This window comes from Pseudonocardia sp. DR1-2, from assembly GCF_023717215.1.
Taxonomy (GTDB): Bacteria; Actinomycetota; Actinomycetes; order Mycobacteriales; family Pseudonocardiaceae; genus Pseudonocardia; species Pseudonocardia alni.
In genome coordinates this window covers 93,794-113,463 of sequence record NZ_JAMQOF010000008.1, presented here as the reverse complement: position 1 = coordinate 113,463, position 19,670 = coordinate 93,794, and the positions used below count along the sequence as shown (strand labels likewise).

General features: G+C 73.7%; 18 protein-coding genes. 5 read left to right on the top strand and 13 right to left on the bottom strand.

The genetic code is table 11. The annotated features are described in order from the left end of the window. Positions 1-9: 9 nt before the first annotated feature. Together ND486_RS22995 and ND486_RS22990 are read right to left on the bottom strand one after the other, a co-directional pair. A complete protein-coding gene (locus ND486_RS22995; RefSeq protein WP_073577283.1) occupies positions 10-798 on the bottom strand; it encodes an enoyl-CoA hydratase/isomerase family protein in 789 nt (262 codons plus the stop codon). A 57-nt stretch (positions 799-855) separates the two neighbouring features. After that, on the bottom strand, positions 856-1,569 hold the full coding sequence (locus tag ND486_RS22990) for a nitroreductase family protein (RefSeq protein WP_251786561.1): 714 nt from the start codon (positions 1,567-1,569) through the stop codon (positions 856-858). 52 nt (positions 1,570-1,621) lie between these two features. On the opposite strand from ND486_RS22990, the gene ND486_RS22985 reads away from it, so the two are divergent. Next, a complete protein-coding gene (locus tag ND486_RS22985; protein ID WP_251786560.1) occupies positions 1,622-2,362 on the top strand; it encodes an SDR family NAD(P)-dependent oxidoreductase in 741 nt (246 codons plus the stop codon). Here ND486_RS22985 and ND486_RS22980 read toward each other — a convergent pair. The 4 genes from ND486_RS22980 to ND486_RS22965 are packed head-to-tail and all read right to left on the bottom strand — an operon-like array spanning position 2,311 to position 6,907. Beyond that, positions 2,311-3,411, bottom strand: coding sequence for an alcohol dehydrogenase catalytic domain-containing protein (locus ND486_RS22980; RefSeq protein ID WP_251786559.1), 1,101 nt, complete (start codon positions 3,409-3,411; stop codon positions 2,311-2,313). The two genes, ND486_RS22985 and ND486_RS22980, sit on opposite strands and share 52 nt — an antisense overlap. 31 nt (positions 3,412-3,442) lie before the next feature. Then, the gene (locus tag ND486_RS22975) at positions 3,443-4,177 is read right to left on the bottom strand and encodes an SDR family NAD(P)-dependent oxidoreductase (RefSeq protein WP_251786683.1); all 735 of its coding nucleotides are present in this window, start codon (positions 4,175-4,177) and stop codon (positions 3,443-3,445) included. A gap of 8 nt (positions 4,178-4,185) precedes the next feature. Further along, positions 4,186-5,508 (bottom strand): MFS transporter, encoded by a 1,323-nt coding sequence (locus ND486_RS22970; RefSeq protein ID WP_251786558.1) that lies wholly within the window; start codon positions 5,506-5,508, stop codon positions 4,186-4,188. A gap of 43 nt (positions 5,509-5,551) precedes the next feature. Further along, positions 5,552-6,907, bottom strand: coding sequence for an FAD-dependent oxidoreductase (locus ND486_RS22965; RefSeq protein ID WP_251786557.1), 1,356 nt, complete (start codon positions 6,905-6,907; stop codon positions 5,552-5,554). Between the two features lie 211 nt (positions 6,908-7,118). Between ND486_RS22965 and ND486_RS22960 the strand changes: the two genes are divergently transcribed. Next, entirely contained in the window at positions 7,119-7,928 is an 810-nt protein-coding gene (locus tag ND486_RS22960) for a GAF and ANTAR domain-containing protein (protein WP_251786556.1), read from the top strand. A gap of 144 nt (positions 7,929-8,072) precedes the next feature. Here ND486_RS22960 and ND486_RS22955 read toward each other — a convergent pair whose 3' ends face one another. The 6 genes from ND486_RS22955 to ND486_RS22930 are packed head-to-tail and all read right to left on the bottom strand — an operon-like array spanning position 8,073 to position 14,464. Continuing rightward, complete coding sequence (locus ND486_RS22955) at positions 8,073-8,933, bottom strand: SMP-30/gluconolactonase/LRE family protein (protein WP_251786555.1); 861 nt, start codon at positions 8,931-8,933, stop codon at positions 8,073-8,075. Between the two features lie 4 nt (positions 8,934-8,937). Continuing rightward, positions 8,938-10,530 (bottom strand): AMP-binding protein, encoded by a 1,593-nt coding sequence (locus ND486_RS22950; RefSeq protein ID WP_251786554.1) that lies wholly within the window; start codon positions 10,528-10,530, stop codon positions 8,938-8,940. Next, positions 10,527-11,567 (bottom strand): acyl-CoA dehydrogenase family protein, encoded by a 1,041-nt coding sequence (locus tag ND486_RS29900; RefSeq protein WP_251786553.1) that lies wholly within the window; start codon positions 11,565-11,567, stop codon positions 10,527-10,529. The genes ND486_RS22950 and ND486_RS29900 overlap by 4 nt, the downstream gene beginning before the upstream one ends. Next, positions 11,560-12,699 carry an acyl-CoA dehydrogenase family protein gene (locus ND486_RS22940; protein WP_251786552.1) on the bottom strand — a complete coding sequence of 380 codons (1,140 nt, stop codon included), beginning with the start codon at positions 12,697-12,699 and terminating at the stop codon, positions 11,560-11,562. The genes ND486_RS29900 and ND486_RS22940 overlap by 8 nt, the downstream gene beginning before the upstream one ends. 2 nt (positions 12,700-12,701) lie before the next feature. Then, complete coding sequence (locus ND486_RS22935; RefSeq protein WP_251786682.1) at positions 12,702-13,466, bottom strand: enoyl-CoA hydratase-related protein; 765 nt, start codon at positions 13,464-13,466, stop codon at positions 12,702-12,704. Between the two features lie 23 nt (positions 13,467-13,489). Beyond that, the gene (locus ND486_RS22930; RefSeq protein WP_251786551.1) at positions 13,490-14,464 is read right to left on the bottom strand and encodes an LLM class flavin-dependent oxidoreductase; all 975 of its coding nucleotides are present in this window, start codon (positions 14,462-14,464) and stop codon (positions 13,490-13,492) included. A gap of 160 nt (positions 14,465-14,624) precedes the next feature. Here ND486_RS22930 and ND486_RS22925 point away from each other — a divergent pair, with 160 nt between their 5' ends. Beyond that, positions 14,625-14,918, top strand: a complete 294-nt coding sequence (locus tag ND486_RS22925) for a Dabb family protein (protein WP_251786550.1) — start codon at positions 14,625-14,627, stop codon at positions 14,916-14,918. 15 nt (positions 14,919-14,933) lie between these two features. Here the strand turns inward: ND486_RS22925 and ND486_RS22920 are convergent, their stop codons facing one another. Further along, positions 14,934-15,500 (bottom strand): PadR family transcriptional regulator, encoded by a 567-nt coding sequence (locus ND486_RS22920; RefSeq protein WP_251786549.1) that lies wholly within the window; start codon positions 15,498-15,500, stop codon positions 14,934-14,936. Between the two features lie 227 nt (positions 15,501-15,727). Here ND486_RS22920 and ND486_RS22915 point away from each other — a divergent pair, with 227 nt between their 5' ends. Both ND486_RS22915 and ND486_RS22910 read left to right on the top strand, forming a co-directional pair. Continuing rightward, entirely contained in the window at positions 15,728-17,239 is a 1,512-nt protein-coding gene (locus tag ND486_RS22915; RefSeq protein ID WP_251786548.1) for a class I adenylate-forming enzyme family protein, read from the top strand. Between the two features lie 10 nt (positions 17,240-17,249). After that, complete coding sequence (locus ND486_RS22910; protein WP_251786547.1) at positions 17,250-19,670, top strand: xanthine dehydrogenase family protein molybdopterin-binding subunit; 2,421 nt, start codon at positions 17,250-17,252, stop codon at positions 19,668-19,670.

The following is a 19,670-nucleotide window of genomic DNA, read 5'->3' as shown; positions in this document are numbered from 1 at the left end:
GCGTGCGGGTCAGCGGCCCGTCCACTTGGGCTCGCGCTTCTCCAGGAACGCGGCGACGCCCTCGGCGGCGTCGTCGGAGTTCAGGGTGACGCCGACCGCGAGGTGCTCGAGCACCATGAGGGACGCGATGTCGGCGTCGAGGCCGCGGTCGACCGCCATCTTGGTCAGCTTCATCTGGAACGGGCTCTTGTCCGTCAGGTGGCTGATGAACTCCTCCACGGTCGCGTCGAGCTCGTCCGCGGGAGCGCTGGCGTTCACCAGGTCGAAGTCCGCGGCCTCGGTGCCGCTGAGCAGCTTGCCGGTGAGCATCAGCTCCTTGGTCTTGCGGATGCCGAGCATCCGCGGCAGCCGGTAGATCGGGCCGGCGCCGCCGAACAGGGCGCGGCGGATGTGGAAGTCACCGATCTGCGCGGTGTCCTCGGCGATCGCGAAGTCGCAGGAGATCATGACCTCGAACCCGCCCGCGGTGACGTAGCCCTCCAGGACCGCCACCGACGGCGTGGACATGTTGTAGAGCCGGTCGCAGACCTTCGCCGAGACGACGGCGACGTCCATCGCGGTGCTCGTCCCGATGAAGTCCGCCTGCAGGCTGTCGAGGTCGAAGCCGGAGGAGAAGGTGTTGCCGCGCCCGCGCACGACGGCCACCCGCAGCTCCGGGTCCGCCTCGATCTCGGTGATGATCTCGTCGAGCCGGTGCAGCATCGGGACCGTGATGCAGTTGCGCTTGTGGGGGCGGTTGAGCCAGATCCGCGCCACGTGACCGTCACGCTCGAACTGGATGTCGTCCTCGACCGTCATGCCGTCCTCCGTAGTTGAATTGAACTCAGTTAAGGTTGCGTGACCGATCTGGTCGTGTCAAGGGGTCGGGTCCGGCCGGTCGGGGTCCAGCAGCCCTCGGACCGGTTCCGGACCTGGTCGGCCCGTGTTCCAGCCGTCCCAGTGCACGACCTCGTCGGGTCCGGGGCGGACGGCCGGCCGGAAGTCGGTTCCGACGGTGAACGCCAGCGGCGTGAGGCAGACCTGCTGCACCCGGTCGAAGGGGATGTCCAGGATCTCGGCGACGTCCCGTTCGCGCGCCAGGTGCATCGTCGTCCAGCAGGTGCCGAGGCCGCGGGCGCGGGCGGCCAGCATGAAGCTCCACATCGCCGGGAGCACCCCGCCGAGCAGCGAGCTGCTCGTCATCGCCGACGCCCCGTCCAGCCGTGCCCCGTCCAGACAGCCGATCACGATCGTCCCGACCTCGTGCAGGGCGCGTTCGAGGGCGTCGGCCGAGCGCGCGGTCCGCTCCTGCATCCGCTGCTCGGCGGGATCGGCGCGGGAGACCCGGCCGATGTACCCGGCCGACTCCCGGTAGCTGTCGCGGTAGACCTCGGAGTAGATCCGGGCGACCGCCCGGCGACGTTCCCCGTCCCGGACGACCACGAACCGGGTCCGCGCCACCGCCGACCCGGCCGGGGCCTGCATCGCCAGCGCGACGCACTCCCGGACGAGTGCCACCGGGACGTCGCGCGTGGTGTCCAGTCTCCGGCGCACGGCTCGGGTGGTGGACAGTGCCTCGTCGATGAGCATACCTTGAACCAATATCAGTTCAGGTTGTGTGTCAAGCGTGCGGAGGGAACGGATGACCGAGCGTCGGTTCGAGGGCTCGACGGTGCTGCTGACCGGGGCGACCGGTGGTCTCGGCGCGGCCGTCGCCGAGCGGCTGGTCGGCGAGGGGGCGGAGGTCGTGCTGACCGACGTCGACGAGGCCGGCTGCGTCGCGCTCGCCGGGCGTCTGGGCGGCCGGACCCGGACGGCGGCGCTCGACGTCTCCTCCGAGAGCGGCTGGGAGCGCGTCGTGGCCGGCGCGGGACCGCTCACCGGGCTGGTGAACAACGCCGGGATCGGCAGCCTCGGCACCGTGGTCGACGAGTCCCGCACGCGGTGGGACGAGGTCGTGGCCGTCGACCAGCTCGGCACATGGCTGGGCATGCGGCACTGCGGGCCGGTCATCGAGCGGTCCGGCGGGGGATCGATCGTCAACGTGGGGTCGATCCTGGGCACCACCGGCGGCCTCGGCAACAGCTTCGCCTACGCCGCGGCCAAGGGAGCGGTCCGGTCGATGACCCGCAACGCCGCCCTGCACTGGGCCGGGGCCGGGGTGCGGGTCAACGCGGTCGTCCCCGGCTTCGTCGGCACCGACCAGCTCCTCGGTCGCTTCGCCGGCACCGACCGGCACCGGGCGATGCTGGCGAACACCCCGATGGGCCGGCTGGGGCGGCCGGAGGAGGTCGCCGCCGCGGTCGCGTTCCTGCTGAGCCGCGAGTCCGGCTACACGACCGGGTCGGAGCTGGTGGTCGACGGCGGGTGGTCGGCCCGCTGACCGGTGGCGGGGTCCGGCCCGGGCCGGTCGGGCACGAGCACGGCCCGCCCGAGCACCCGCCCGGCGCGCAGGTCGTCCAGCGCGCGGGTCACGTCGGAGAGCGGGTAGGTGGTCGTCCGGGAGCGGATCCGGCCCTCCCGGGCCAGGCCGACGGTCGCGACCAGCTCGTCGCGCGACCCCCAGAACGGCAGGCGCAGCCGGGCCCCGGACGGCAGCGGCCCCGGCTTGCTCACCGGCAGCACGCCCCCCGCCCCGCCGACGACCACCAGCTCGCCCGCGGTGCGCAGCAGCGGCCCGGCCCCGTCCAGGGTCGCCTGGGCGCCGACGAAGTCCAGCACGACGTCCGCGCCGCGCCCGTCGGAGACGACGTCCACCACGGACGCCACCTCGGCCGGCCCGCAGACCGCGTGTGCGCCGCACTCGCGGGCGAGGTCGAGCGCCGCGGCGCGGGTGTCCACCGCCACGACCCGGGCGCCGGTCAGGGCGCGCAGCACGCCGACGGCCAGGTGCCCGAGCCCGCCGACCCCGACCACGACCGCGACCGCCCCGGGACCGCCCAGGAGGTCCACCGAGCCGGCCACCGCCCGGTACGACGTCAGGCCGGCGTCGGTGAGCGCCGCCGCCTCGGCGGGGTCGAGCCCGTCGGCGTCGACCAGCCGGGCCGCGTCGACGGCGATCTCGTCGGCCATCCCGCCGTCGACGCCGAGCCCGAGCCCCGCCGGTAGCTCCCGGCGGCGGTCGCAGTCGTTCGTGGCCCCCGAGGCGCACCGGCGGCAGCGCCCGCAGCCGTACGGGGCGTGCACGACCACCTGCCGGCCGAGCAGTCCCGGGTCGGTCCCGGCGCCGAGATCGGTGACCGTCCCGCAGATCTCGTGCCCGAGGGTGAACGGGGGCTCCCACATCGCGGCCGGCGCGTCGAGGACGTGCAGGTCGCTGTGGCAGACGCCCGCGGCGAGGACCCGCAGCCGGACCTGGTCGGGACCGATCGGCGGGGGCGGCAGCTCGACGAGCCGGGCCGTCCCCGTCGCCGTCATCCGGTAGGCACGCACGGTGGCTCCTGAGGTGATCGGTGGTGGTCGGTCATATCGCGGTGTACCCGCCGTCGACCGGGACGGCCGCCCCGGTGACGAAGGCGGCGGCGTCGCTCAGGAGGAACACCACCACGTCGGCGACCTCCCGCGGCTCGGCGGTACGGGCCTGTGGCGGCGTCACCCGGCCCGGCACGCCGGTACGGGACTCCGGGGCGAGCCCCGGGTGCCGGGTGCTGTTGCGGGCGAGCCCGGTCCCGACCGGGCCGGGGCAGACGCAGTTGGCCCGCACACCCCGGTCGGCGTACTCCGTGGCGATCGACCGGGTGAGGGCCAGGACGCCGCCCTTCGACGCGTCGTAGGCCGCCGACCGGCCCGCCGCCACCAGCGACGCGACCGAGCCGACGGTGACGACGGCGCCCCCGCCCGCCCGGACGAGGTGACCCGCTGCGGCGCGCACGGCGAGGAACGTGCCGGTCAGGTTGACGCCGACGACCGTCTCCCAGGTGGCGAGCGTGGTCTCGCCGGTCGGCGTCCCGTCGGTGACGCCGGCGCAGGTGACCAGGCCGTCGATCCCGCCCAGCTCGCGCGCCGCCCGGTCGAACGCCCGCGTCACCGCGTCCTCGTCGCGGACGTCGCACCCGATGTGCCGGCGCCCGCCGACCGCCGGGGCGTCGCCGTCGAGGTCCAGGCCGGCCACGGAGGCACCTGCGGCGCCGAGCCGGTCGCAGACGGAGCGCCCGATACCGCTCCCGGCGCCGGTGACGACCACTCTGCGACCCGCCATCGGCAGGCTCACGCCGGCTCCGCGGCCCGGCCGGTTGCGTCCTCGGCGAGGGTGCCTCCCGAGGTCTCCCGCAGGACCGCGATCACGCCGAGTCCGACGAGCGCGGCGAACACCAGGTAGAACGCCGGGGCCAGGGTGTTGCCGCTCAGTGACACGAGCGAGGTCGCGATGACCGACACCAGTCCGGACCCGATGACACCACCGATGTTGAACCCGATCGAGACACCCGTGTAGCGGACCCGGGTGGGGAACAGCTCCGAGTAGAGCGTGTAGATCACGCCCTGGCAGATCCCGAACGGCACGTTCAGCACGAGGGCGGCCACGACGGCCAGCCCGATCGACCCCTGCTGCATCACCCAGTAGCAGGGCACCGCGAGTACGGCGAAACCGACGAGTCCGGCGGTCAGGACGGTCCGCCGGCCGAAGCGGTCGCTCAGCGCGCCCGCCCACGGGATGAGCCCGATCGGGAGCAGCACGATGAGCACGATCAGCCACAGCGCCCCGGTGAGCGAGTACCCGAGCACGGCCGAGAGGTGGACGAGCAGGTAGACCGAGCTGAGCCCGCCGGCCGTCATCGTCGCGTAGGCGACGCCGATCACACCGAACACCGACCGCCGGTGGTCGCGCACGACCTCGGTGATGGGCGCCTTGGGCGGCTCGGAGGTGTCGATCATCTGCTGGAACAGCGGCGAGTCCTCGACCCGCATCCGGTACAGGACCGCGCCGACCAGCAGCGGCCCGGCGATGAGGAACGGGATGCGCCATCCCCAGGCCGCCAGCTGTTCGGGCGTGGTCAGCGCGGTCACGGTGCCCACGACGGCCGCCGCCCCGGCGAGACCGAGCGCGATGCCCACCGAGGTGGCCGATCCGAACAGGCCCCGTCGTCGCGACGGGGCGGATTCGGTGGCCAGCGAGGCCGCCCCTCCGATCTCGCCACCGGCGGAGAAGCCCTGCCCGATCCGCAGCACCGTGAGGAGGATCGGGGCGAGTACCCCGACCTGTGCGTAGGTGGGCAGGAGCCCGGTGAGCACGGTGGCGACGCCCATCACGGCGACGGTGACCATCAGTACCGTGCGGCGACCGCGGCGGTCACCCAGGCGGCCGAAGAACAGCCCACCGATGGGCCGGGCGAGGAAGCCGCTGGCCACGACCGTCAGCGTCGCCAGGACCCCGATGAGCCCGTCCTGGGAGGGGAAGAACAGCGGGGCGAGCACCACCGCGAGGTAGCCGTAGATGGCGAAGTCGTAGTACTCGATGGCCGTGCCGACGGCCGCGGCCGTACTGGCCCGGCGACCGATCCGGGCGGCGTCCTGGGAGGTCGTGCTCGACATGGCGCTCCTTTGCGCGCTGGAGGGATCCGGGGTGATGGTGCGGTCAGTGCGGGGCGGTGCCCGGTGGGAGGCCGGTCCGCCGGCGGGCGGCGTCCGCGGCGGCGAGCCCGAGGACGACGGCCGGTGCGAGCCCGCCCGCATAGGCGTTGCGGTAGAGGCCGCCCACGTCCGCGCCCGCGGCGTACAGCCCGTCGATCACACCGCCGCCGGAGGACCGGACCCGCCCGCGTCCGTCGGTGTCGATCCCGGCGAACGGGAAGGTGATCGCCGCGGTCGCCTCGACGACGTAGTACGGCGGTTCGTCCAGCGGGCGGGGCAGGACCGACCGCGCCGGGCTCGGGCGCCCGCCGGAGGCGAGCCGGGCGATCTCGGCCGCGATCCGCGGACCGTCGTAGCCCCACTCCGGCGGCACGTGGGCGAAGTCCTCCGCCGACCCGGCCACCACGCAGCGGGCGCCGCGCCGCCGGGCCAGCTCGAACTTGTCGTTCGCCGGGCCGCCTGCCACGTAGGGCGCCCGGACGCGTTCGCGGTGACCACGGGCGTCGGTCACCAGCAGGCCCCGGCACTCCGGCTGGTCCACCAGCGCGATCGTGGTCAGGTGGTCCCCGAGGCTCTCGTCGACGAACCGGTCGCCCGCGAGGTTGAACAGCAGGGCGTGCTCGCTGTAGTACAGGGCCGCCTCGACGTACAGCTCGGGCGTGAGCTGGACGCCGGCCGGCACGAGGTGGCCGTAGAAGCCGCCGCCGGAGCCGGTGACCCGGGCGCCGGCGGCCGTCGCGAGACGCAGGCCGTCCCCGGTGCTCCACGGGGTGGACCGTGCGGCGATGTCGCGGGCCCGCGGGTGCACGAGCTCGGCCCGCAGGTCCGGGTCGGCGGGGAACCCGCCGGTGGCGAGCAGCGTCGTCGTCGCGGTGACGTCCTGCCGGGTGCCGTCCGCGGTCACGATCCGTGCGCCGTCGACGCGGCCGGTGGGGTGCGTCAGCAGCCGCTGGGTGCGGGCGCCCAGGAGGATCTCACCGGCACCCGCGACGCGTCGGCGGCAGGCGGCGACGAACGCGCCGGTGTCGACCCGGTGGCCGGTGCCGTAGCGCAGCACGGGCACCGCGGGCCCGAGGTCGACCCCGAGACCACGGACGAAGTCGAGAGCTGCGGGGAACCCCGCGACCACGGCGTCCCGCAGCTCGGGGGAGCCGCCGGGGTTGACCTCCGCCATGACCTCGGGGGTGGCGGCCGTCCACAGGTAGCCGGCGTACCGCGCGGACCCGCCCAGGTCCGGGGCGCGGTCGACCAGGACCACCCGCAGCCCGTGCCCGGCGGCACGCGCCGCCGCCGACAGGCCCGCCATGCCGCCGCCGAGGACCAGGAGATCGGCCCGGGATGCGGTCCGCGGCTCGTCCATGGTCCCCCCGTCGGCACAACGTAGCGAGTCCAGATGAATTGACTTCAGTTAGGCTAGGAGTCCGAGGAGGGGGCGTCAAGCGGTCGGGCTCGACGGACGCCCGCGTCCGCGCAGCTACGGGACCGGGCGCAATGCGATGGGCGGACGCGTACGGCGGCATCGCCTCGCGGGGTTTATCCGCGCCCACGACGGGTCACCCCGACGGGTGGAGTTGACACGGCCAGAGCCGATCGGGACGCCGGACGAGTCGGAGCGCAGCACCGACGGCGCGTCCCCCACCCCGTACGCCGCCACGGTCGACGACGCCGACGTCGTCGACCAGTTCCGGCGTCTCGCACCGGCGCTGCTGGACTGCGCGACGGTCGCCGAGGTGCTGGACCGGGTGCTCGACGCCGTGACACGCGTCGTGCCCGTGGCGGCGATGGCGAGCGTGACGATGCGCGACGACGAAGGCCACTACTACACACCGGCGTCCACCGGCGGGCCGGCCGAGGAGATCGACGTCGTGCAGTACCGCAGTGGTCGCGGTCCCTGCGTCGACGCCGCCCGGGAGGACGGCCCCGCGTCCGCGGTGTCGGACGACCTGCGGCGCGAGGAGCGGTGGCCCGAGCTGGCCGGGACCGCGGTGGGTCACGGGTTCCTCTCGGTGGCCGCGGTCGAGCTGCTCCCCGACGCCCGGCCGCCCCGGCTGCCGGGGGCGCTCAACGTGTACGCCTCCGAGCCGCAGGCCTTCGGCCGCGCCGACCTCGACCGCCTGACCATCCTGGCCGGCTACGCCTCGCTCGCGCTGGCGACCACCGACGCGATCTCGGCCGCGGAGCTCAAGCAGGCACATCTGCGGACGGCGATCGAGACCCGTGACGTCATCGGTCAGGCCAAGGGCATCCTGATGGCCCGCCGCGGGCTGGACGCCGACGAGGCGTTCGACCTGCTGCGCCGGACCTCGCAGGACATCAACGTGAAGCTGGCGCGCCTGGCCCGCACCGTCGCCGAGCGTCCCCAGGACATCGACTCCCTCTAGCGGCCCCGGACCGGCGTTTGGGCGCCCGTGCAGCGGGCAGACGCGCCGCATCCCGAGCATCGACCCCGGGGCGGTGCGAGGGCCAGGCCGGGGCGGTTGAGTTGGTACAGCCGTCCCGGCCGAACGCTCCTGCCCGGCCGGGTCTCAGGCGGGCACGCCCTGCCGTCCCACCGACGCGGTGGCGATCTCACCCGTCGACCGGCCCTGGACGAACTCCTCGAGTGTGGTGGCGTTGCAGCTCAGGTACAGGGTGGCGAGGTCGTCGCCGCCGAACGCGCACGCGACGGCCTGCGCCCCGGTCACGGCCACCTTGTCGGTGAGCTCGCCGCCCTCGACCACCCGGTAGAAGCCGGCGTCGTCGCCCGTGGTGAGCGCGTTGCCGAACCACACCCCGCCCTCGGTGTCGAGCGCGATGCCGTCCGGCATGAACGTCTCGGGGAGCTGCGCCCAGACGTGCGGGTTCGACAGGGTCCCGTCGGGTGCGCGGTCGTAGGCGGTGATCCGGTGCAGGAAGGTCTCGGCGAGCAGGAGGCGCCCGTCGGGGGCCAGCGTCATGCCGTTGGGGAACAGGACGTCGCCCTCGACCCGCCGGACGGCGCCGTGCGGGTCGACATGGGCCAGCGCCGTCGGCCGGGGGTCCTCGGTCCCGACGGCGAACCCGAAGTTGCCGGCGTAGGCGTGCCCGTCGGAGGTGACGAGCAGGTCGTTGCCGGGACCTCCGGCGATGGCGCTGAAGTCGGCGTAGGTGCTCAGCGTGCCGTCCGTCCCGATCCGCTGGATCGTCGCGTCGCCCTGCGAGACCACCAGCGGGGTGCCGTCGGGCAGGAACCCCAGCCCCGACGGCGCGCCCGGGACCCGGGCGACCGTCGCGGCGTCCCCGTCGGGGGCGAAGGTCAGCACCGTGCCGGCGAAGAAGTCGCTGGCCCAGAGGGCACCGTCGTGCCAGCGGAGGCCTTCGAGGAACTGGTGTCCGGTGGCGAACCCGGTCGGGGTGTGCTGCTTCATCGCGTCACTTCCGTGTCGATTCGAGGGTGGTGTGCTCGCGCGCCAGCTCGCGGAGCCGGAACTTCTGGATCTTGCCGCTGGGGTTGCGGGGCAGGTCCTCGAGCAGGATCAGGCGCTCGGGGAGCTTCTGGCGGGCCGTCCGCCGCGCGGTGAGCCATGCGACGAGCCCGGGCAGGGTCACCTCGCGACCGGTCTCCGGGACGACGACGGCGCAGACCCGCTCGCCGAGCACCGGGTCGGGGGAGGAGACGACGGCGACGTCGGCGACGTCGGGATGCTCGAAGAGGTGGTCCTCGATCTCCTTGGCGCTGATGTTCTCGCCGCCGCGGATGATGATGTCCTTCTGCCGCCCGGTGATCTCGACGTAGCCGTCGTCGTCGATGCGGGCGAGGTCGCCGGTGCGCAGCCAGCCGTCGTCGGTGAAGGCGGCGGCGTTGAGCGAGGCGTCGAGGTAGCCGAGGAACAGCTCGGGCCCGCGCACCTGCAGCTCGCCGTCCGGGGCGAGCCGGACCTCGGCGGGGCCGATCGGCCTGCCGTCGGTCCGCGCACGCTTCGCGACGGGGTCGTCGGCGTTGCAGGCCGTCGCCGTCGGGTACTCGGTGGACCCGTATCCCCGGCCCACGGTGCAGCCCAGCGCCGTGGTCGCGGCCCGGACCAGCTCCGGCGGGACGTCGGCGCCGCCACAGGCGAACACGCGCAGCGAGCTCACGTCGCGTCCGGGCAGGGACGGGTGGTGGACGAGCCCGTGCAGGAACGGCGTGGCCGCGACCGTGAACGTGCACCGGTGCTCCTCGATGAGCTCCAGACCCCGGCCGGGATCCCAGACGTCGAGCAGGACGACCGCACCGCCCAGCATGAACGGCAGCTGCAACCCGTAGAGGACACCGATGATGTGGCCGACCGGGGAGGGCATGAAGACGACGTCGGCGTCGGAGAGCCCGAAGAACTCGATCATGCTGCGGTTCTCGTGGTCGAGGGTGTCGTGGCTGTGCAACGCCCCCTTGGGTGCCGAGGTTGTGCCGGAGGTGTAGAGCAGCAGGGCGATGTCCCCCGCGGTGCGGGGCGTCCGGACCGCCTCCGCCCGGCCCTCGTCGAGGAGGTCGTCGAAGCCCAGCCGGCCGTCCCCGCCGTCCACCACGACGACGGTCTCCAGCCCGGGGACCTCGCCGCGGATCTCGTCGAGCATGGCCGGGTAGTCGAAGTTGCGGAACAGCCGCGGGACCACGGCCACCTTCGAGCCGGCCTGGCGCAGGATGAACGCCGTCTCCCGGTGCCGGTAGATCGGGATGATCGGGTTGCTGACCGCGCCGAGCCGGATCGCCCCGAGGTGCACGACGACGGCCTCGACCCGGTTGGGGAGCAGCCAGGACACCACGTCCCCGGGGCCGACACCGCGCCCGCGCAGGGCGGAGGCGAACCGGTTCACCGCCTCGTCGAGCTCACGGTAGGTCCAGCGCCGGTCCCGGTCGACAACGGCGGTCGCCCCGGGGCTGCGCGCCGCGGCGGCGGCCAGATAGCCGTCGACGAGGTTCCCCGCCCAGTGCCCCGCCTCGGTGTTCCGCCGGGCGTGCTCGTCGTCGAGCCTGGTCGCCTTCATGGCTGCCTCCCGGGGGCCAGGAGCGCTGCGCCGATGTGGTGCCGCAGCTCGGTCTCGTCGCCGTACCAGCCGCGCAGCGCCAGGGCGCGCCGGTAGTACCAGCTGACGTCGGTCTCGGTGGTGAATCCCATGCCGCCGTGCAGCTGGATCGCGTCCTCGCAGACCCGGACGGCGGCGTCCGCGGCGTGTGCCTTGGCCGTCGACGCGATGAGGTCCAGCTCCGGCGGGGACGCCCCGCCGGCGTCGTCGAGAGCGGCCAGGCAGAGGTTGTGCAGGCCGGTCGACCGGGCGGACATGTCGGCGGCGAGGTGCTTCACGGCCTGGAAACCGCCGATCGGCCTGCCGAACTGCTCGCGCCGGCCGACGTGGGCCACGGTCCGGTCCAGTGCGCCACGGGCGAGGCCGCCGAGCTCACAGGCGAGCAGCAGCCGGGCCCACGACCGGATCCGGTCCCCGAGCCCGTCGTCGGGGACCAGGGTGTGCGCCACGGCGCCGTCGAAGGAGACGGACCCGAACGCGACCCCCGGATCGGCACTCGCCAGCGGCTCGACGTGTACTCCGGGCGCGGCGGGGTCGACCAGGCACACCATCGCGCCGGCGACGACGACGAGCACGCCCGCCTGTGCGGCGAACCGGACGGCGGCGACGGACCCGGCGAGCTCGCGTCCGGTGAGCGTGACGGACCCGAGGTCGCCGGTGACCGACGCCCCGGGGTCGACGAGTGCGGGAGGTGTCCCGTCGGCGGCCGGGGCGAGTTCCTCGACCAGTGCCGGGAGCAGGCTGTTCTCCAGCAGCGGCCCGGGGAGCAGGTGCCGCCCGTACTGCAGGAACACCGGGCCGAGACCGGCCGGTGGGGCGCCGAGCCCACCCCGGACCCGGGGCACGGCCAGGGAGTACCAGCCCAGCTCGGCGAGCTCGGAGGCCAGGCCCGCGTCCCAGCCCCCGCCGTCGAGCAGCGCACGCCGGCGGTCACCGGGATGGGACCGGGTCAGGTAGTCGTCCACCGCGGACGCGAAGTCGTCGTCGTGTTCAGCCACGGGGCAGCCCCAGGAGTCGTTCGGCCACGATGGTGCGCTGGATCTGGGCGGAGCCGCCGTAGATGGACGCGGCCCGCGAGTACAGGTGCTCACGTGCCCAGCGGTCGGACCGCAGGCCGCCGGGCCGCGCGCCGGGCACCGCACGCAGGGCGCCGAGCAGCCCGGCGATCTCGGCGAACACGGTCTGCTCGACGTCGTTGAGCACGAGCTTGTCCACCGAGTCCAGCGGAGTCGGGCCCGCCCCGGCGACGAGCCGGGCGGTGGTCTGCCGGGTCTGCGCGTCGAGGACCCGCATGGCGACCTGGGCCCGCCCGAGAGCGGCCCGGGCCCGGTCGCCGGACACCCCGTGCGCGCGGAGCTCGCCGACGGCGTCCTCCAGCGCGACCTCGAGCTCCACCCGGCGGCGCAGGGTGGCGGCCCCGCGCTCGCTGCCCAGGGTGTGGGTGGCGATCGCCCAGCCGTCGTTCTCGGCGCCGAGCAGGTTCTCCCGCGGCACCCGGACCTCGTCCAGGAAGACCTCGCAGAACTCCCGGTCGCCGGTCATCTGACGGATGGGCCGGGCCGTGATGCCGGGGCTCGACATGTCGACGAGCAGGTAGCTGATCCCGGCCTGTTTGCGCACGGCCGGGTCGGTGCGGACCAGCAGCGCACACCACTGCGCCTCGTGTGCCCAGCTGGTCCAGATCTTCTGACCGCTGACCACGAAGTCGTCGCCGTCGGCGACCGCGCGGGTGCGCAGGGAGGCGAGGTCGGAGCCGGCGTCGGGCTCGGAGAAGCCCTGGCACCAGATGTCCTCGCCGGAGAGCATGCGGGGGAGCAGCTCGCGGCGCTGCCGATCGGTGCCGTAGCGGTCGATGGACGGCCCGACCACCTCCAGTCCGATGAGGCCGACGGGCTGGGGTGCGCGGGCCCGTACGAGCTCCTCGACGAACACGAGCTGGTGGGCGTGGGTGAGCCCGCCACCGCCCGCCTCCCGCGACCAGGCGAGACCGACCCAGCCGGCGTCGGACAGGGTCCTCTGCCAGCGGCGCAGCACGGCGAACCGCTCGTCGGGGTCGAGCGGGACCTCGGGGGCCCCGGTCGCGGCGAGCCAGGCCCGGGCCCGGGCCCGGAAGTCCTCCAGGGATTCCACGGTCACCGTCCCGTGTAGACCGGTTCGCGGCGCTCGAGGAACGCGTTCACGGCCTCCTTGGAGTCCTCGTAGCCGGACAGCTCACGGGTCCGGTCCTGCTCGAACTCGTAGCCGGACTTGAGGTCGCGGTACTCGATGCCGTTGAGGCTGCGCTTGGCCAGCCGGAGGGTGACGGGACTGTGCCGGGCGATCGACCGCGCCAGCTCCCGGGCCGTCCCGAGCAGCTGCTCCTCCGGGACGATCTCGACGATGCCGCCGTAGGGCAGCAGCGTCTCGGCGGGGTAGAGGTCGCCGGTGTAGTGCATCAGCCGGACCACGCCCTGCGGCACGAGCCGGGACAGGTGCTTCGCCCCGCCCAGCACCCCGACGGTGACCTCGGGGGTGGCGAACCGGGCCCCCTCCGCCGCGACGACGAGGTCGCACGAGGCCGCGATGGCCAGACCGGTCCCCACGGCGGCCCCGTGGACCGCCGCGATGACCGGGCAGGGGGAGTCGTAGATCGCCCAGAACGCCTCCCGGGCCTGCTCCAGCTGCTCCGGGGCGTTGTCCGGGTCCAGGGTCCGGAAGGCGGCGAGGTCGTTGCCCGCGCAGAAGTGCCTGCCCCGCCCGGCGAGCACGACGACGCGTGCCCCGGGGAGGTGATGGTCGAGGTCGCCGAAGAACGCGCGGATCTCACGGTAGAACTGCTGGTCGACCGCGTTCACCGGCGGACGGTCGAGCCACACGGTGGCGACCGGACCCTCGGTCTCCCACGTCAGGAACTGCATGTCGCTCACAGGGTCTCCTCTGCTCAACGGTGGTAGGCGGCGGCGAACGCCTCGAGCTCGCGGGGGACGTCGCTGCCGGCGGGCTGGAAGTGGACCCAGTCGCAGCCGGCCTTCTCCAGCTCGGCGAACCGGTCCCGCCACTGGTCACGGGTCAGCGCGAGCCCGGCCGCGGCCATCACCGGGCCGGTCACGAAGGGCCGGTCGACGTCGTTGACCCCGACCACGTGCCGGTCGTGCAGGGCGATGTGGCGGACGTTCTCGGGAACGTGGTCGTAGGCCGCGGCCCACGCATGGCCTGCCTCGCCGAGCAGCTCGTCGATGACGCCGTGCTCGACGGCCCAGTGCAGGAACAGTCCCGCGCCGTGGCCCGCGGCATCGATCACGCGCTCGGAGCCCGGGTCCTCACCCTCGTCGAGCACGGTGCCGATGAGCATCATCATCTGCGGCCCGAAGCCCGGCTCGGGCGCGGTGATCCGGAACAGCTCCGCGCCGAGGGTCCGCGCGACCCCCGTCCCCTTCGGACCCTCGCCCGCGACGCCCCAGGGGACCGTGATCGGCAGGGCCGGGCCGAAGCGCTCGTCGGGCTGGATCAGCTGCATGATCGCGCCCTCCCACTCCACCTGCTCACCGCGCAGCAGGGCCCGCACGACCTCGGTGTAGTGCTCGACCCGGGCCCACGGCACCGGTGGCCTGCCCATGGCGAGGCGGCCGGTGAAGCCGCTCCCGATCCCGATCAGGACGCGGTCCGGTCCGGCGGTGTGCACCAGTGTGGTGATCGCCGAGGCGGTGACCATCGGGTGACGCAGGCTCGGGATCAGCACCCCCGGCCCCAGCACGATCCGGTCGGTCCGCTCCGCGGCCTGGTTCAGGATCATCCAGACGTCCGGGTACAGCGCGGGCGAGTCGTAGCACAACGCCCTCTCGTAGCCCAGCTCCTCCGCGATGCGGATGTGCTCCGGAGTCTCCAGCGACGTGGCGAACGAGCATCCCAGCTTCATTGTCGGGTCTCCCGGTCGAAGGTGTCGGGAGCTGGAAGTTAGGGGTGATGGACATATCTTGTCAATCGTCGATAACTGGCTAGCATGGTGCGACTGCGCCTGGAGCGTGCTCCTGGGCAGTGATGTCCATCAATGCTCACTGCTCGACAGGGAGGTCGACATGCTGGTCCATTGCCTGACGCTCACGTTCACGGAGTCCGCGACCGCGGCCGACGTCGAGGCGTTCCGGGCCGCGATCGCGCGGCTGCCCGACCAGGTCGGCGTCCCCCTGCGCACCCGGCAGGGGGCCGACCTGGGTGAGCGCCCGGCGAACGCCGACTACGCGGTCGTCTCCGAGTTCGCGAACGCCGAGGACTTCCGGGCCTACCTGGCCCACCCGGCCCATCTCGCGGTACCCCGGGACCACGTCCGTTCCGTGCACAGCGTCCAGTTCCTGGTGACCGACCCGGGCTGACCCGGGGCGGGCGGGTCAGTCGCGCGGGTCGCGTTCGGTCCGCTCGCGGCGGAGCCGGTCGAGGTCGTCGTTCGCCAGCGCGCTCCAGAACCTGAGCGCGGCGTGCTCCATCTCCAGGCCCAGCTCGATCGTGATCATGCGCGGCTCGGCCCACTCCTCGCGACCGTGCCGGGCGACCATGTCCTCGTAGTCGGCGATCCGGCTCTCGTGCTGGCGGATCTGCTCGCGGGCGAGCTTCCCGACGTCGTCGGGGGATCCCGCCTCGTTGAAGAACAGCTTGAGCTCGGCGATGTCGCGCATCTGGAAGTGCTCGGCGGTGGGCGCCGCCAGCCACTCGCGCAGGGCCGCCCGGCCCTCGTCGGTCAGGGAGTAGGTCTTGCGCCGCCGTCCGTGCTCCTCGGTGTCGAGGGCGAGCAGGCCGGCGTCGGCGAGCCGGTCCGGCTCGGAGTACAGCTGCGCGTGCGGGAAGTGCCAGAAGTAGCCGACGGAGCGGCTGACCGCGCGCTTCAGGTCGTACGGCGTCGAGGGCCCGCGCAACGCGATCATGCCCAGGACCAGATACGACGTCGTGGACAGTCGCATCCGCGCTCCTCTCGTGCCGGCCGGTGCTCCGCGGACTCTAGACGAGGCGGGTCGTCGATCCGCGGATGCGGCTCGACCCTCGCACGTGCGTCCCGCCACCGACGACCGCCCCTCCTCCCGTCGGATGCCGCCGGACGGGGTCGCTCCCGACGCCGGGGGAATCCGGGGCTTCCCCTCTGACAGTCTGAACCGTATGGTCTGAAACAGACTAACGACGAGGGGGTCGGATGGACCTGGTGACGACGCTGCGATGGGCGGTCGAGCGCAACCCCGATCGGCCGGCGGTACGCGGAACCGGCAGGTGGCTCTCCTACCGGGAGTGGGACGCGCGGACCGACCGGCTGGCCGGAGCCCTGCGGAGCCTCGGCGTGGAGCGGGGGGCCCGGGTGGGCCTGGTGATGCACGGCGGCGAGCAGCTCGCGAGCCTGCACCTGGCCGTGCAGAAGCTCGGCGCGGTCTCGGTGCCGCTCTCGACCCGGTTCGGGGTCGAGGAGCTCGGCTACTGCCTGGGCGACGCCGACGTCCGCCTGGTGGTCGCCGACGCCGCGCACGCCGAGCGGGTCGCCGCCGCCGGCCTGGGGGACCTGCTGCGGGACGTGGCGTCCGTCGACGAGCGCGCCGAGCGGCTCGACAGCCCCGTCTGCGTCGCCCCGGACGAGTCGGACCTCAGCGTCATGCTCTACACGTCGGGGACCACGGGGAAGCCGAAGGGTGTCCCGCGTACCCACCGGGCCGAGCATCTGGCAGCGGTCGCGCACGTGATGCAGACCCGGCAGCGGCAGGGGGTCGCGACCCTCGGGGTGATGCCGCTGTTCCACACGATGGGCCTGCGCACGCTGCTGGCCTCCGTCGTGGTCGGCGGCACGTGGGTGGGTCAGCCCGCCTTCGACGCCGACGAGTCGATGCAGCTGATCCTCGAGGAGAACGTCGGTTCCCTGTACCTGGTGCCGACGATCTACTGGTCGCTGCTGCGGACCGGACGGCTCGGGGACGCCCGTGCGCTCGACAACCTCGCCTACGCCGGCGCCGCCATGACCCCGTCGCTCGCCGAGAAGCTGGTCGACCAGGTCGCGCCCACCTCGTTCGTCAACCACTTCGGCTCGACCGAGATCTACACCTTCACCATCGGGCCCGACGTCGCCGCCAAGCCCGGCTGCGCAGGCCGGGCCGGGCTGTTCTCCCGGGTCCGGCTGATCGCGCCCGACGCGGGTGCCCCCGTCGACGAGGAGGTCCCGCGCGGGACGCAGGGCCAGGTGATCGTCTCGATGGCCTCGCCCGAGGCCTTCGGCGGCTACCGGAACCGGCCGGACGCGAACGCCAAGGCCATCCGGGACGGGTGGTACCACACCGGTGACCTCGCCGTCGCCGACTCCGACGGCGACCTCTGGGTCTCCGGCCGCACCGACGACATGATCAACTCCGGTGGCGAGAACATCTACCCGGACGAGATCGAGTCGGTCCTGACCCGCTGTCCCGCCATCGACGACGTCTGCGTGGTCGGGCTGCCCGACGAGCGCTGGGGACACGCGGTGACCGCGTTCGTGGTCCCCGTCCGCGGGACCGACCCGCTGGCCGCGGCCGAGCAGGCCCTGGCCTGGGCCCGGGAGCAGCTGCCGTCGCTGAAGCGGCCGAAGCGGGTGATCGCCGTCGACTCGATCCCGCGGTCCGGGGTCGGCAAGACGCTGCGCCGCACGCTCGTCGCCGGCGAGTACGACCTGAGGGGAGAAGCACGTGTCTGACGGGTCCGATGTGTCTGATGTAGGTGAGGCCGCCCGCACCTGGGTCCCCAGCCGGGACGAGGACGCCGCGCTGGTCACCGGCCGGGGCGCGTTCCTCGACGACCTGGACCCGCTGCCCGGCACGCTGGTCGCCACCGTCGTGCGCTCCACCCGTCCGCACGCCCGGCTGCGCTCGGTCGACCTGAGCCGCGCCCGGGCCCATCCGGGGGTGGCGGCGGTGATCGGCCCCGACGAGGTGCGCGCCGCGCTGCGGCCCTTCCCCCTGTCGACCGGCGCGGTGATGCCCTACCTGCCCACCGGTGTGGACAAGGTGCGCTTCGTCGGCGAGCCGATCGCCGTCGTCGTCGCCTCGGACCGCTACGTCGCCGAGGACGCCGCCGAGCTCGTCGCCGTCGAGTACGACGACCTGGGTGCGGTCACCGCGGCCCGCGCCGCGCTGGAGCCGGACGCGCCGCTGCTGCACGAGGACGCCGGGTCCAACGTCGCCACCGACCGGACCTTCTCCTTCGGCCCCGTCGAGGAGCGGTTCCGCGACGCCGCGCACGTGGTGACCGGCCGCTACGACTTCCCGCGCTACTCCTCGGTGCCGATGGAGTGCTACTCGGTCATCGCGCAGTGGAACGAGGGCGACGCCGGCCCCTCGGTCGAGGCCTGGGCGAACTTCCACGGACCGTTCTCGATGGTCCCGGTCATGGCCGGCGCGCTCGGGATCCCGACGTCGCGGGTGCGGCTGCACGTCCCCGCCGACATCGGCGGCAGCTTCGGGATCAAGGCGGGCATCTACCCGTACGTGGTGCTGATGGCGCTGGCCTCGAAGCACTCCGGCACGCCGGTGCGGTGGGCCGAGGACCGCGTCGAGCACCTGATGGCGAGCTCCACCGGTGCGGACCGGGCGATGACCTTCTCCGCCGCGGTCGACGCCGACGGCACCGTGACGGCCCTGCGCACCGACCTGATCGACAACGTCGGCGCCTACCTGCGCCCGCCGGAGCCGTCCACGCTCTACCGCTGCTACGGCAACATCACCGGGCCCTACCGCATCGACGCCGTCGAGATCCGGGCCCGCGCCGTGGTCACGAACACCATGCCGACCGGGCTGAACCGCGGCTTCGGCGGCCAGCAGCTCTACTTCGGGCTGGAGCGGCTGATGGACGCGGTCGCCGCGGCGACCGGGCTCGACGTCGTCGAGGTGCGGCGCCGCAACCTGGTGTCGGCGTTCCCGCACGAGACGGCGACCGGGGGCGTGTACGACTCCGGCGACTACGCCGCGGCGCTGGACCTGGCCGTGAAGAACGCCGACCTGGCCGAGCTGGAGCGCCGGCGGGAGGCGGCCCGGGCCGAGGGCGCCTTCTACGGCATCGGCACCGCCCTGGTCGTCGACCCGTCCGGCACCAACATCGGCTACGTCGGGCTGGCCACCCCCGCCGAGGACCGCAGGCCGGGCCGGGACAAGTCCGGCTCCACCGAGCACGTCCGGATGTCGGTGGACCTGCAGGGGATCGTGACCGTGCTGCTGGGGTCGGTCCCGCAGGGCCAGGGCCACGCCACGGTGGCGCGCAAGGTCGCGGCGCAACGGCTCGGTCTGCCCCCGGAGCAGGTGCGGGCGGTCGTCGACATGGACACCGCGACGACCCCGTGGACGGTCACGTCCGGGTCGTACTCGTCGCGGTTCGCGCCGCTCGTCACGAGCGCGGTCGTCGCGGCCGCGGACACCATCGCCGCCACGGTGAAGGCGGCCGGGGCCACGCTGCTGGAGGGGGCCGACCCGGGCGAGCTGACCCTGCTCGACGGGAAGGTCGTCCACCCGGACGGCCGTTCGGTCGCCTTCCGGCACGCCGCAGGCGTCGTGCACTGGGACCCGGCGTCGCTGCCCGACGGCGTCCCCGCCCGGCTCTACGCCGAGGCCGAGTTCTCCCCGCGGGAGACCCGCGCGGCCACGGCGGACGACCGGATCAACTCCTCGCTCTGCTACGGCTTCGTGGCCGAGATCGTCGCGGTCCGGATCGACCCGGACACCCTGGAGATCGAGGTCGACCGGGTGTCCTCGGTGCACGACGCCGGGACCGTCCTCGACCAGACCCTGCTCGACGGCCAGGTCTACGGCGCGCTCGTGCACGGCCTCGGCGGCGCCGCCTACGAGCAGTTCACCCACGCCGACTCCGGGCAGCCGACGGCGGCGACGTTCCTCGACTACCTGTGCCCGACCAGCGCCGAGGCCGGGTTCGACCTGCGTACCGACCACGTGGTGACCCCGTCACCGCTGACCCCGCTCGGCGCCAAGGGCTGCGGCGAGGGGTCGTCCATGAGCTTTCCCGTGGCCTACGCCAACGCCGTCGCCGACGCGCTGGCACCCCGCGGGATCGACATCACCCGCCTGCCGCTGCACGGCGAGGTACTGCACCAGCTGCTCACCGAGAAGGAGAACTCCTGA

Bases quoted from the DNA above. Each gene is read 5' to 3' on its own strand.
- ND486_RS22995 (WP_073577283.1), bottom strand. From the start codon at position 798: ATGACGGTCGAGGACGACATCCAGTTCGAGCGTGACGGTCACGTGGCG.
- ND486_RS22990 (WP_251786561.1), bottom strand. From the start codon at position 1,569: ATGCTCATCGACGAGGCACTGTCCACCACCCGAGCCGTGCGCCGGAGA.
- ND486_RS22985 (WP_251786560.1), top strand. From the start codon at position 1,622: ATGACCGAGCGTCGGTTCGAGGGCTCGACGGTGCTGCTGACCGGGGCG.
- ND486_RS22975 (WP_251786683.1), bottom strand. From the start codon at position 4,177: ATGGCGGGTCGCAGAGTGGTCGTCACCGGCGCCGGGAGCGGTATCGGG.
- ND486_RS22970 (WP_251786558.1), bottom strand. From the start codon at position 5,508: ATGTCGAGCACGACCTCCCAGGACGCCGCCCGGATCGGTCGCCGGGCC.
- ND486_RS22965 (WP_251786557.1), bottom strand. From the start codon at position 6,907: ATGGACGAGCCGCGGACCGCATCCCGGGCCGATCTCCTGGTCCTCGGC.
- ND486_RS22955 (WP_251786555.1), bottom strand. From the start codon at position 8,933: ATGAAGCAGCACACCCCGACCGGGTTCGCCACCGGACACCAGTTCCTC.
- ND486_RS22950 (WP_251786554.1), bottom strand. From the start codon at position 10,530: ATGAAGGCGACCAGGCTCGACGACGAGCACGCCCGGCGGAACACCGAG.
- ND486_RS22935 (WP_251786682.1), bottom strand. From the start codon at position 13,466: ATGCAGTTCCTGACGTGGGAGACCGAGGGTCCGGTCGCCACCGTGTGG.
- ND486_RS22930 (WP_251786551.1), bottom strand. From the start codon at position 14,464: ATGAAGCTGGGATGCTCGTTCGCCACGTCGCTGGAGACTCCGGAGCAC.
- ND486_RS22925 (WP_251786550.1), top strand. From the start codon at position 14,625: ATGCTGGTCCATTGCCTGACGCTCACGTTCACGGAGTCCGCGACCGCG.
- ND486_RS22920 (WP_251786549.1), bottom strand. From the start codon at position 15,500: ATGCGACTGTCCACGACGTCGTATCTGGTCCTGGGCATGATCGCGTTG.
- ND486_RS22915 (WP_251786548.1), top strand. From the start codon at position 15,728: ATGGACCTGGTGACGACGCTGCGATGGGCGGTCGAGCGCAACCCCGAT.